Source organism: Micromonospora sp. C31 (genome assembly GCF_018070575.1).
Lineage (GTDB): Bacteria > Actinomycetota > Actinomycetes > Mycobacteriales > Micromonosporaceae > Micromonospora.
This window is the reverse complement of the sequence record NZ_JAGPXN010000033.1, coordinates 19,683-31,785: the sequence shown is the minus strand read 5'-3', so window position 1 is coordinate 31,785 and position 12,103 is coordinate 19,683. Positions and strand designations below refer to the sequence as shown.

General features: G+C 72.9%; 11 protein-coding genes. 7 read left to right on the top strand and 4 right to left on the bottom strand.

Annotated features, from left to right (window positions below; translation table 11 throughout):
* From KBX06_RS26765 to KBX06_RS26755, 3 genes are all read left to right on the top strand, one after another.
* The coding region (locus tag KBX06_RS26765) for a DUF1080 domain-containing protein (protein WP_210839774.1) at positions 1–736 on the top strand (736 nt) is incomplete at its 5' end.
* Between the two features lie 176 nt (positions 737–912).
* Positions 913–3,117: an ATP-dependent RecD-like DNA helicase gene (locus tag KBX06_RS26760; protein ID WP_210839773.1), complete on the top strand. Its 2,205-nt coding sequence runs from the start codon at positions 913–915 to the stop codon at positions 3,115–3,117.
* A gap of 91 nt (positions 3,118–3,208) precedes the next feature.
* Positions 3,209–4,081, top strand: a complete 873-nt coding sequence (locus KBX06_RS26755) for a septum formation family protein (RefSeq protein WP_210839772.1) — start codon at positions 3,209–3,211, stop codon at positions 4,079–4,081.
* Positions 4,082–4,240: 159 nt separating this feature from the next.
* Here the strand turns inward: KBX06_RS26755 and KBX06_RS26750 are convergent, their stop codons facing one another.
* Entirely contained in the window at positions 4,241–5,305 is a 1,065-nt protein-coding gene (locus KBX06_RS26750) for a hypothetical protein (protein WP_210839771.1), read from the bottom strand.
* A gap of 145 nt (positions 5,306–5,450) precedes the next feature.
* Positions 5,451–6,611, bottom strand: a complete 1,161-nt coding sequence (locus KBX06_RS26745; RefSeq protein WP_210839776.1) for an epoxide hydrolase family protein — start codon at positions 6,609–6,611, stop codon at positions 5,451–5,453.
* A gap of 176 nt (positions 6,612–6,787) precedes the next feature.
* Between KBX06_RS26745 and KBX06_RS28610 the strand changes: the two genes are divergently transcribed.
* On the top strand, positions 6,788–7,045 hold the full coding sequence (locus tag KBX06_RS28610) for a hypothetical protein (protein WP_307854772.1): 258 nt from the start codon (positions 6,788–6,790) through the stop codon (positions 7,043–7,045).
* A complete protein-coding gene (locus KBX06_RS26740) occupies positions 7,042–7,506 on the top strand; it encodes a hypothetical protein (RefSeq protein ID WP_307854771.1) in 465 nt (154 codons plus the stop codon). The genes KBX06_RS28610 and KBX06_RS26740 overlap by 4 nt, the downstream gene beginning before the upstream one ends.
* Before the next feature lie 86 nt (positions 7,507–7,592).
* Here KBX06_RS26740 and KBX06_RS26735 read toward each other — a convergent pair whose 3' ends face one another.
* Positions 7,593–8,801 (bottom strand): peptidoglycan DD-metalloendopeptidase family protein, encoded by a 1,209-nt coding sequence (locus KBX06_RS26735; RefSeq protein WP_210839769.1) that lies wholly within the window; start codon positions 8,799–8,801, stop codon positions 7,593–7,595.
* 304 nt (positions 8,802–9,105) lie between these two features.
* On the opposite strand from KBX06_RS26735, the gene KBX06_RS26730 reads away from it, so the two are divergent.
* Positions 9,106–9,603, top strand: coding sequence for a hypothetical protein (locus KBX06_RS26730; RefSeq protein ID WP_210839767.1), 498 nt, complete (start codon positions 9,106–9,108; stop codon positions 9,601–9,603).
* Positions 9,604–9,652: 49 nt separating this feature from the next.
* Here the strand turns inward: KBX06_RS26730 and KBX06_RS26725 are convergent, their stop codons facing one another.
* Positions 9,653–10,480 carry a DUF72 domain-containing protein gene (locus KBX06_RS26725; protein ID WP_210839775.1) on the bottom strand — a complete coding sequence of 276 codons (828 nt, stop codon included), beginning with the start codon at positions 10,478–10,480 and terminating at the stop codon, positions 9,653–9,655.
* 574 nt (positions 10,481–11,054) lie between these two features.
* Here KBX06_RS26725 and KBX06_RS26720 point away from each other — a divergent pair.
* A complete protein-coding gene (locus KBX06_RS26720; protein WP_210839765.1) occupies positions 11,055–12,080 on the top strand; it encodes a LacI family DNA-binding transcriptional regulator in 1,026 nt (341 codons plus the stop codon).
* The last annotated feature ends 23 nt before the right edge of the window (positions 12,081–12,103 follow it).

The following is a 12,103-nucleotide window of genomic DNA, read 5'->3' as shown; positions in this document are numbered from 1 at the left end:
CACCGCCAACACCGCCAGCACCACCACCCACGACGTCTCCCCCACCCAGGCCAGACACATCCGACTCACCATCACCACGCCCACCAGCACCACCGACAACGCCGCCCGCATCTACGAGTTCGAGGCCCACGGCCCCGGAGGCGACAACGGCCGCGTCACGCTGCTCGACGGGTCCGGTCTCGACCACTTCGAGTCCACCAACGGCAACCCGGCGACGTGGCCGTTGGCCAAGGGCGGGGTGGAGGTCCTCGGCGGCGACATCCGCAGCAGGCGGAGCTTCGGCGACTTCCGGCTGCACGTCGAGTTCTGGCTGCCCGACCTGCCGCCGGACGTCACCGGCCAGGCCCGCGCCAACAGCGGGATCTACCTGCAGGACCGCTACGAACTACAGGTTCTCGACTCCTTCGGCGACACCACCCCGGCCAACGACGAGGGCGGCGCCATCTACGGAAAGATCGCGCCGTCGGTCAACGCGGCCACCGCCCCGGAGACGTGGCAGACCTACGACGTCACCTTCCGCGCGGCCCGCTTCGACAGCGCCGGAGTCAAGACGGAGAACACCCGCGTCACCGTCGTCTGGAACGGCGTCACCGTTCACGACAACGCGGTGATCGACGGGCCGACGGGCAACGGCGCCCCGGAGGGACCCTCCGTGGGGCCGATCCGGCTGCAGGACCACGGTGACCCCGGCCTCAACGTCCACTACCGCAACATCTGGGTCGAACCGATGCGCTGACCGCGTCTGAGGGAGGACGGCCCAGGCGCGGGTCCTCCCTTCGGCCGTCACCCCGCCGCAGGCCCGAGGGTGCTCTCCCGAGCTCGACGGCTCGCCCGCGCGGGACGGCTCCCGGCCGCCGTGGCGCGCGGTCGGGTCGACGGCGCGGTCGCGCCGGCAACAGGCAGGATGGGCGGGTGACTGCCCCCACCCGCCCGCCGTCGGCCGTGTTGGACGCGGTGCTCGAGCGGTTGACCTATGTCAACGAGGAGACCGGCTACACCGTCGCCCGGGTGGCCACCGGCCACGGCAGCGACCTGCTCACGGTGGTCGGCGCGCTGCTGGGAGCCCAGCCGGGGGAAAGCCTGCGCCTGTCCGGCCGGTGGTCGTCGCACCCGCAGTACGGCCGGCAGTTCGAGGTGCACTCGTACAGCACCGTCCTGCCGGCCACGATCCAGGGCATCCGCCGCTACCTCGGTTCCGGGCTGGTCAAGGGCATCGGTCCGGTGTTCGCCGAGCGGATCGTCGCGCACTTCGGCCTCGACACCCTCCGCGTCATCGAGGAGGAACCCGCCCGCCTGGTAGAGGTGCCCGGCCTGGGGCCGAAGCGCACCGCGAAGATCACCGCGGCGTGGGAGGAGCAGAAGGCCATCAAGGAGGTGATGGTCTTCCTCCAGGGCGTCGGCGTCTCCACTTCCCTGGCCGTACGGATCTTCAAGCAGTACGGCGACGCCGCCATCACCGTGGTCCGCAACGAGCCGTACCGGCTGGCGGCCGACGTGTGGGGTATCGGCTTCAAGACCGCCGACACCATCGCCCAGGCCGTCGGGATCCCGCACGACAGCCCGCAGCGGGTCAAGGCCGGCCTGCAGCACACCCTGTCGGAGGCCACCGACGACGGTCACTGCTACCTGCCCCACCCGCAGCTCGTCGACGACGCGATCAAGATCCTCAACGTGCCGGGCCACCTCGTCACCGCCTGCCTCGACGAACTCGTCGGCGAGGAGGGCGTGGTCCGCGAGCAGCTGCCCGGTCCGGACGGCGAGTCGACCACGGCGGTGTACCTGGTGCCGTTCCACCGCGCCGAGCAGTCCCTCGCCGGGTCCCTGCTGCGGCTGCTGCGCGACCGCGCCGACCGGCTGCCCCACTTCACCGGCGTCGACTGGGGCAGGGCGCTGGCCTGGCTGAAGGCCCGCACCGGCACCGAGCTGGCCCCCGAGCAGGAACAGGCGGTCCGCCTCGCCCTCACCTCCCGGGTGGCCGTGCTGACGGGCGGGCCCGGCTGCGGCAAGAGCTTCACCGTCCGCTCGATCGTCGAACTCGCCGCCGCGAAGCGGGCCAAGGTCACCCTCGTCGCGCCGACGGGCCGCGCCGCGAAGCGGCTGTCGGAGCTGACCGGGCACCCGGCGGCCACCGTGCACCGGCTGTTGCAGCTGCGCCCCGGCGGGGAGGCCAGCCACGACCGGGACAACCCCCTCGACGTGGACCTCCTCGTCGTCGACGAGGCCTCCATGCTCGACCTGATCCTGGCCAACAAGCTGGTCAAGGCCGTACCGCCCGGCGCGCACCTGCTGCTCGTCGGGGACGTCGACCAGCTCCCCTCCGTCGGCGCCGGCGAGGTGCTGCGGGACCTGCTCGCCGCCCCGGCCGTCCCCCGGGTCCGGCTGACGCAGGTCTTCCGCCAGGCCGCGCAGTCCGGGGTCGTCACCAACGCCCACCGCATCAACGCCGGCAGGCCGCCCCTGCTCCAGGGACTCGACGACTTCTTCCTGTTCGCCAGCGACGACACCGACGCCACCGCCGCCCTGACCGTCGACGTCGCGTGCACCCGGATCCCCGCCCGCTTCGGCCTCGACCCGCGCCGCGACGTGCAGGTCCTCACCCCCATGCACCGCGGCCCGGCCGGCGCGGCGGCCCTGAACACGCTGTTGCAGCAGCGGCTGACCCCGGCCCGCGAGGGGCAGCCGGAGCGCCGCCTGGGTGGACGGGTGTTCCGCGTCGGCGACAAGGTCACCCAGATCCGCAACAACTACGACAAGGGCCAGGCCGGCGTCTTCAACGGCACCGTCGGCATCGTCACCGCCCTCAGCGCCGAGGAGCAGACCCTGACGGTACGCACCGACGAGGACGAGAGCATCGACTACGACTTCGACGAACTCGACGAACTCGCCCACGCGTACGCCATGACCATCCACCGCTCGCAGGGATCGGAGTACCCCGCCGTCGTCGTCCCGCTGACCACCAGCGCCTGGATGATGCTGCAACGCAACCTGCTCTACACGGCCGTCACCCGCGCCAGGAAGCTCGTCGTCCTCGTCGGCTCCCGCCGTGCCCTCGCCGCCGCCGTCCGCACGGTCGGCGCCGGCCGTCGCCACACCGCCCTGGACCATCGCCTCGCCTGACGACCAGGGTGATCCCGGGGCGTACCCGGGAGGCGGCCGGTTCCCTCAGCCGGCTACGGTGGCCCTTCCCTCGCACGTGCCGGAGGTAGGAATGCCGCGCTGGACCGCCAGCCTCGTCGTGCCCGTGATGCTGGCGGCCCTGACCGGATGCGTCGAAAGTTCTGCGGGAGACAGGGGACGGTCGACCTTCGCTCCGCAAGCTGGCGCGTGCCACCGGTTCGACGTCCAGGAGGGCGATCGGGACTCCTACGCCCCCGTCGCCTGTACTGAAGTGCATGAGGCGGAGTCCGTACACGTCGGTGCGTTCGTCAGCGACGACGCCGAGCAGGACGCGGCACCGGCCAGACATGGTCCGGCACTACGTAAGGCGTTCGACGCATGCGACACTGCGGCGACGAACTACGTGGGCGGCGAGTGGCGTGGAGCGCGTCTGCTGCTGCGGGTCGTGATCCCCACCGAGCAGGGCTGGACCGCCGGCGAACGGTGGTTTCGCTGTGATCTCAGCGAGATCACCTACCTGGAGGTCACCGATCCGCGCCCCCGGCAGGGCAGCCTGAAGGACGTGCTGGAAGGCACGTCCGATCTGGCGTTCGACTGCCTCAACGTCACCGAGCTGCCCGACGGGGACCCCGGGGGTTTGATTGAGCTGGATTCGTGCGCCGTGACCCACGACGCGGAGTACACCGGGGTGTGGCGTGCGCCGGAGATTGCCTTCGCCAACGTGGCCGCCGAGGACGGACCGACCGGTGACGGGTGCTGGGATGTCGTCGCCCGGTACGTGAGTGTGTCGCGGGACGATCTGGTGGGCCGCGCCGATGTGCTCTGGCGACTCCCGTCCGAGCAGAACTGGCTCGCCGGCGACCGCGGCATCCGCTGCTTCCTCTGGATCCCGGACCGTACCCTCACCAGATCGTTGCGGAACAGCGGCACGAAGGGCCTGCCGGCGCCCGGCCGACCCGGCTGAAGTGCACGTCCGGGTACCGTGAGCGTCGCGACACACCGAGTCATCGGTGTGGTGGCGGCGATCCTCGGCACGCTCGTGGCCGGTGCCCTGGGCGTCCCATGGCGCCGGCCCACCCCGCGGGCATCGCCACCGTGACCGCCTGAGGCCGCAGGCCGGACGTCACCCGGAGCCGGCCGGGGCGCTGCCGTCGAAACTGCCCGACGGGCAGGCTGCCCATCGCACCAGTGGCACCGGCGCGACGTCCACGCGGAGGCCGGCGAGCGGCTCTCGCGGTGGGTACGGTTCGGTGGCGGGCGCCGGTATCGCGTCCCGGACCGGATCACCAGCCCTGGACGGTGGCGGGATCACCAGGGCCATCGTGGGCGGCGGCACGGCGGCGGGGGCACCGTGTGGGCGCTCGTCCGCCCCGTACGGCGGCCCGGCCCGGTCCGGCGCGACCGTGCCCGCGGCGGTCAGCGCCACGAACGCCACCGCGACGACGGCGGCGGCCAGGACCGCGCGGCCTTCGGCACGCAGCCCGGCCGGCGGGGCCTGATCCGGGCGGACCGGCCGCGGTGGCACCGGCCGCGCCCGCCGGTGGGCGGCCAGCAGCGCCTCCAGTTGCCCGACGACGGCGGCCCGACCGCCGGTGGCGACGGCGAAGGCGAGAGTGAGGTAGAAGCGGAAGTTGACGGTTGCCACGGCCGGCACCCGCAGCCCGGCGAGCCGACGCCCGTCGGTGGCGTACAGCAGGGTGAGCTGGACCTCGGGATGGTGCGCGGGTCCCGCCAGGTCGGCGTACCTCCACTCGTGCCGCCGCCCGCGCGGCGAGGCGAAGGCGACGCGGTGGTTGGTCACGACGGCCATGCCGGTCTCGACGGCCCGGACGCCCCTGGGCAGTGCGCGGCCGGCGACGTCGTCCGTGGCGACGGTCGGACCGGGGGCGGGCAGCCCCGCGCCGTGCCGCGCCGCCACCTCGACCAGGTCCGCCACCGGCAGCACCCGGTAGACGACCTCGTGGCCGTCGAGTTCCACGGGCAGGCCGGCGCGCGGCTGCGTGCAGCCGAGGAACCCGGCCGCCTCGATCCGCAGGCGGACCAGGTGGTCGTGGTGCCGCCGCCAGGCGGCGATCTCCGCGTCGTACGCGCACCGCCGCCGGTCGTTCTCGCGCGCCGCCCACCTGATCCGCCACGCGGGCAGCTCCGCCGCCGGGGCCGCCACGATGGAGTGCGAGGTTGCCGTCACGTTCGTACAACCGCCGGCAGCCCGATGAGGAAACTGGCACCGGCGACACGGTGTCCGTCCGTCGGCGCCCGGTCGCCGCAGACCGGCGACCGGGCGAGGGCGCGCAGCCGGCGGTGGACGGCCTACCGGTCCGGCACCCCCGGGCTCAGGCCCCGCCGAGGGTACGGGCGAACCGGCGGATGTCGTCGGTCAGCAGACCCGGCTGCTCCAACCCCGGGAAGTGGCCGCCGCGGTCGTACTCGGTCCACTGCACGATGTTCGGGAAGGACTGCTCGGCCCAGGCCCGCACGGGCTGCGACGGGTCGTGCGGGAAGACCGCCACCCCGAGCGGCACCGGCACCGGGGGCTGCTGCCGTGGGGCGGCGCTGACCGGGAGCATGTCGGCCGTCTCGTAGTAGAGCTGGGCGGAGGAGCCAGCGGTCCGGGTGAACCAGTAGAGCGACACGTTGGTGAGCAGTCGGTCCCGGTCCACGGCGTCCTCGGGGCTCTTGCCGGAGTCGGTCCACTCCTTGAACTTCTCCACGATCCACGCGAGCTGCCCGACCGGCGAGTCGGTCAGGGCGTACGACAGCGTCACCGGGCGGGTGGCCTGGATCTTCATGTAGCCGGACTCGTCGTCGACGAAGTGGGCCAGCCGGGCGAGGCGCCGGCCGGTGTCCTCGTCGAGCGCGCCCAGCTCGCGCGGGTCGCCGGGCGGCGGCGTGATGAGGAAGTTGATGTGCGCCCCGATCGCGTGCCCGGCGTCCGTCGCCGCGAGGGTGACCGCCACCCAGGAGCCGAAGTCGGTGCCCTGCGCCAGGTAGCGGTCGTAGCCGAGCCGGTTCATCAGCTCGGCCCACGCGCCGGCGATGCGCGGCACGCCCCAGCCGGTCTCGGTCAGCGGGCCGGAGAAGCCGTACCCGGGCAGGGACGGGATCACCACGTGGAAGGCGTCCGCGGGGTCGCCGCCGTGGGCGCGCGGGTCGGTCAGCGGCCCGACGAGGTCGACGTACTCCAGGAAGCTCCCCGGCCAGCCGTGGGTGAGGATGAGCGGCGTCGCGTCCGGCTCCGGGGACCGCACGTGCAGGAGGTGCACCGTCGCGCCGTCGATCTCCGTGACGAACTGGGGATACTCGTTGAGCCGCGCCTCGGCCGCCCGCCAGTCGTACCCGCTGCCCCAGTGGTCGGCCAGCTCCCGCAGGTAGGACTGCGGCACGCCGCGCTCCCAGCCGTCCGCGCCCGGCTCGTGCGGCCACCGGGTGTCGGCCAGTCGTCGGCGCAGGTCCTCGAGGTCGGCCTGCGGTATCTCGATGCGGAACGGCTTCATCCCAGCGCCCTCCAAGGTCACGGCACGCATGAGATTCACATCCTTGACGGCGTACCCGGGGACGCGCACCTTCGGCCGTGCGGTCTGCCGCGCGGGCACCCGGCAGGCTCAGTCGGGGTGGGCCGCCGCGTCGAAGCTCTCCGGGGTCACGCCGGCCGGCGCAGTATCGTCGTCCGGTGCGTACGAGGGCGGAGCATGCGGCGAACCCCCACGGAGGAATCCCTCGGACCGTCGGGGAGGAGGACCTCGCCGGCTTCACCGCCGGCCAGTTCCTCGACGTGCTGAAGGCCCTCACGGCGATCCTGACGCTGCCCCCGTCGGCCGCCGACCGCGTCGACGCCCTCGTCGTGGCCTCGGCCAGGGCGAACAGTGGCGGCTCAGCCACGCGATCCGCACCTGGGAGGCGAACCCCGGCCTGCGTCACCTCCTGGTGACGAACGGGAACCCGGCCGAGGAGACCTACGTCGAACTCACGCTCGACCATCTGCGCGGCCTCGGCCTCCGTCGCTGCGAGGGGGTCCGCCTCCAGGCCGGACCCGCCCCCCACACCGGCCGGCAGGCCGCCTGGATCGCCGAGCAGACGCAGGGCCTCGGCCTCGCGAGCCTCGCGCTCGCCGTCTCTCCCTACCATCTGCCCCGCGCCTACCTCACGGTCCTCAAGGCACTGGACAGGAGGAACCTCCGCCTGCCCGTCATCCCCGTCCCCGTGGCCGTCTCCCCCGACACGCCCGTCCCGGAGACCGGGGCCACCGCCTACGACCTCGTGCCGGGGGAAGTGAAACGGATCCTCACCTACGTGGACGAGGACCAGGTCGCCACCCTCGGGGAGCTCCAGCAGTACCTCCGATGGCTGTGGAGTCGCCACGAGTCCCTCCTCGTCGGCGCCCCGGGCTGACCCACCCGACACCCGGCCGCCCACGAGGCGCAGGGGCCCCGCCGAGATGTCGGGACCCCTGCGTCGAGGTTCGGGTCGGATGCCGGTCAGCACCAGCCGTTGATCGCGCCGTTCACCCCGGTCCACAGGTAGGCGTCGGACACCCAGGTGCCGTCGCTCAGCCGGTTCCACAGGGCGGTCGTGCCGTAGCGACCGGTGTGCGAGGTGCCGTTGGCGGAGCAGGAGATGGTCACCGTTGCGCCGTCGCCCACCGATCCGCGCAGGGCATAGCCGGCGCCGGGCCCGGACCGCTTGTTCACCGCGCCCCCACCGTTGGCGTCGACCACCGCCTGGTTGAAGCCCAGCGCCCCGTAGTTGTAGATGCTGCCGCCGGCACCGACCCAGGCCGAGCCGTGCCGCGCACCGCCCTGGTAGGCGGCGGCACCGTTGGCGAACTCCCACTTGCCGATGCCGTGGCCGGCGAGGCCCACGTACGCGCTGTTCTGCCGCAGTCCGAAGTGGACGTGCCGGCCGTAGGCCGCCCCGCCGCAGGTGACGTCGGTGCCGGTGTAGCCCAGGTACGCGCCCTGGCTGACGGCGGCGCCGTTGACCGAGATGCTGCTCCACAGGTGGTAGTAGTCGGTGGAGTAGCCCCGGTCGTGGATCACCCGGATCCAGCCCGTGCACATCGTGTACGCCGTGCCGGCCCGCGCCGCGCGGACGATCTGGTCGCCACCGGCCAGGTCGATCGAGCTGTACGGCGCCTCGTAGCCGCCCCAGCCGTGCGGGCCGCTGGTCAGCGTCCACGTCTGGCCGACCCCGAACGGCAGGGCCATCCCGGTCCGGTAGTCGCCGCCCGCCTGCATGGTGCTCGGCGTACGCGTGAAGACCGCCTTCTCCTGCTTGTTCACCAGGGGCGACTCGGCGGCCAGTTCGCTGAACCCGGCCTCGCCGTCGAAGTTGACCCGCCACGTGCCGGCCTCGGCACGGGCGATGAAGACCGCGCCGGTCGGGTGGATGTCCTTCTCGTCGTGGGAGGTGACGGCGACGGCGGTGCCGAAGGCCCACCGGCCGTTCCTGCGGGTCACGGTCACGCGGGTCTCGGTACTCTCGGCGTGCTCCGCTTCTGAGCGGTGGGCGTGCTCCGCCGCCGTAGCCTGGGTGTGCCCGCGCAGTTTGTCGGCGACTGCGTCCTCGACGCTCACCCGTACGGGGTCCGGGGTGGGCGCGGCGGCGTGCGCGGCGGTGCCCGCGACCAGGAGTTCCGTCGCCAGTAGGGCGGTGGCGATGCCCGCCCATCGTCTGGTGTGCACCATTGACGACCTCTTTCGAATCGAAGCCCATCGCTAAGTGGTGCTGACGATAGACAGAACGAAGAAGATTGTCTACATGTTGACCTGCCGGCAATGAAGGTATGTTTCGGCGACGCCCGCACCGCCGGCCCCGGTGGCACCTCCGGCCGCGGCCCCGCCGTCCCGATCCCCGCCGCTGGTCGGAGCCGGGGTTGCGACAGAACGCTGGGCCCGGCACCGCACGTTGCATACCGTCCGTCATAGCTGGGCGGCGGCTACCTGGCGCCGGACACCCGACGCGGCTGTCGCCCCGAGGGGACTGATGGCGATGACGGATCGTTTCTCGCGCGCCGAGCGGCCGGTGCGCCTCGAGGACCTGGTGGCGCAGCGCGACCTGCTCAGCCAGCCCGACCTGGTGGTACGACCGGACGCCGGCGGCGGCGGCGACCTCACACCGGCCGATGCGCCCCGCCCCAGGGCGATAGCCGTCGAGGGCGACCTCAAGATCGTGCAGGACAACGGCTACGTCGCCCACGTCAGGTTGCATCAGGACGGGCAGTCGGTCTGGGGCACGGCGAGCCATTCGGGAAACGTCCGGTGCGACGACGTCACGGGCACCGTCGTGGGCGAGCAGCTCTCGCTGACCATCGCCTGGAACAACGGCACCCGAGGCATCTACACCAGCGACCGCCACCTCCACGACGGGCCGTTCACGACGTTCGGCCAGGGCATCATGAGGGGGAAGACCCACGACGAGCTCCACCCCGGCCAGCACGCCAGGTGGGAGGTCCACGACCGCGTGTTCACTCGTCTGGACCACATGTAGGCAGGCCGGCACCGGCCGGGGCACCGCACCCCTTCCGGTCGGGCCCCCTTCAGAACAGCGTCGACGGCCCGACCGGAGCCGGCTCGGGCAGCGGCTCGACCCCGGGCAGGCGTGCCCGGACCTCGTCGTGGAAGCGGCGGGCGAGCTCGGGCGCGTCGACGTTGTCCGGGGTGTGCACGAACACGGTCGGCGAACGGCCCTCGCGCAGCCAGCCGGTCACCACGTCGAGCCACGGTTGCCAGCCCTCCACGGTCCGCGCGGGATCGTCGCGGCCGAGGTAGCGCACGATCGGCCGGTCGGTCAGCGCGCGGGTGCGCAGCGGGGTGCGCGGCTTCCTGGTCCACGCCTCCCGTTCCGCGTCGCTGGTCGGCGGGGTGCGGAAGAAGGCGGTCGTGTCGAAGGGCACCCACTCCGCGCCGACCGTGCCGAGCGCCTCCTCCAGCGTCCGCGCCGCCCGGGGGTCGTCGAAGAACGCGGGGTGGCGCACCTCCACGGCGCAGCGGTGGGCGGCGGGCAGCCCGCGCAGGAAACGGGTCAGCGCCGGCACCGCGGCGGGGCCGAACGAGGCCGGCAGTTGGATCCAGAGGGCGTGCGCCCGCGGGCCGAGGGGTTCGACGGCGTCGAGGAAGGCCCGCAGTTCCGCGTCGGCGCCGGCGAGCCGACGCTCGTGCGTGACGACCTTCGGCAGCTTGAGCAGGAACCGGAAGTCGGCGTCCGTCTGCCGCGCCCAGGTCTCGACCGTCTCGCGGGTGGGCGTCGCGTAGAAGGTGGTGTTGCCCTCGACGGCGGTGCACCAGCCGGCGTACGCGCGCAGTCGCTCGTGGGCCGGCAGCGGGTGCGCCAGGAAGCGCCCCTGCCAGGACCGGTGCGTCCACATCGCACACCCCACATGCAGGCGCATCGGATCCTCCCACCGCTCGACGGCCCGACGCGGCGTGGCCCGCGCCGCGGGTACGGTATCCGGCCGCGGCCAGCGGGGCCACGCACGGTCGTCCGCGCGGAGCACGACGACCGCCTCCGCGACGACGGGCAGCGCGGTCAGCGGTGCGGACGGTTTCCGCACCGGCGAAGACGGTGGACGCCTCTCGACACGCCTCAGCACCACGCGCTGTCACGCTGGGTGAGAAAGCGCGCTGGACGTAGCGGCGCAGCGGCTTGGCCTTCGATCGCTAATACGTATTAGTATCCATGCTTCCCGCATGTTGCTCGACCCGGAAGGGTCTTGTCAAGGGGCCGGTACGCCGGCCCCGCCCGTGGGACCCAGCCCCCGGCCACGGCCACCGCGGAAGCGGGCGGCCGGGCCTTCCACCCGGAGCTAATCCGCATTACTCCTGCGAGTTCATCTTCACGAAATCTCTGCGCCCACCCCTTGACACGAGCCCGGCAGGGCCGCGAAGCTCCTCATCAACGCCGAGCGCTAATACGCATTAGCCGCACCGGAAGGAACAGTCGTGCCCGCTACCCCCCGACGTGTCACGCAGCGTGACATCGCCCGGTTGGCCGGCGTCAGTCAGGCGACCGTGTCGCTGGTGCTCAACAACCGGGCCGACGCGGACGTCCGCATCGCGCCCGAGACCCGCGACCGCGTTCTGCGGACCATCGCCGAGACCGGGTACGCTGCCGACCCCGTGGCCCGCCGGCTCGCCGCGCGGTTCAACCGCATCATCGGCGTCTTCACCTACGAGCCCGCCTTCCCCAGCGGCAGCCGCGACTTCTTCCACCCCTTCCTGCTGGGCATCGAGGAGTACGCGGAGCGGGCCGGCTGCGACCTGCTGCTGTTCACCAGCGCCCCGGTGATCGACGGTCGGCGACGGATCTTCCACCAGGACAACCGGCTCCGGCTGGCCGACGGGTGCATCCTGCTCGGCCGGGAGATCGACGCCGCGGAGCTGCACCGGCTCAACCGCGACGGCTTCCCGTACGTCGCCGTCGGGCGCCGCGACGACGCCGGCGGCCCGGTGCCGTACGTCGGTGCCGACTACGCCACGGCGGTGGGCGAGCTGGTCGGTCTGGCCCTCGCCCGCGGTCACCGCCGCCTGGCCTACCTGAACACGGACCTCACCGCAGAGTCCTCGGCGGACCGGCGGCGCGGGTTCGTCGCGGCCTCGACGGCCGCCGAGAGCGCCCGCCACCTGACGACGGTCGCCGCCGGCGCCGACGCGATCCTCGACGACCTGCTGGCCGAGGGGACCACCGTCGCCTTCGTCGAGGACTTCGCCACCGCCGTGGCGCTGGAGCTGGCCACCCGGCGGCGCGGCCTGAGCGTCCCCGGCGACCTGTCGATCCTGACCCTCGGCGACCCGACGGTCCCGGTTCCCAGCGACCTGGCGTTCACCGGGTTCCGCATCCCCCGCGAGGAGATGGGCCGACAGTCCGTCGAGGTGCTGGCCGGCGTCATCGACGGCAGCGCCGTCGGCGTCCAGCAGCGGCTCCTGCCCTGCCAACTCGTCGAGGGCGACACCCTCGGCACCCCCTGATCGGCGGTCCACCGCAGCTCAGC

Coding starts and splice junctions, on each gene's coding strand:
- KBX06_RS26745 (WP_210839776.1), bottom strand. CDS start 6,611: ATGAAGCCGTTCCGCATCGAGATACCGCAGGCCGACCTCGAGGACCTG.
- KBX06_RS26735 (WP_210839769.1), bottom strand. CDS start 8,801: ATGGTGCACACCAGACGATGGGCGGGCATCGCCACCGCCCTACTGGCG.
- KBX06_RS26755 (WP_210839772.1), top strand. CDS start 3,209: ATGCCGCGCTGGACCGCCAGCCTCGTCGTGCCCGTGATGCTGGCGGCC.
- KBX06_RS26730 (WP_210839767.1), top strand. CDS start 9,106: ATGACGGATCGTTTCTCGCGCGCCGAGCGGCCGGTGCGCCTCGAGGAC.
- KBX06_RS26725 (WP_210839775.1), bottom strand. CDS start 10,480: ATGTGGACGCACCGGTCCTGGCAGGGGCGCTTCCTGGCGCACCCGCTG.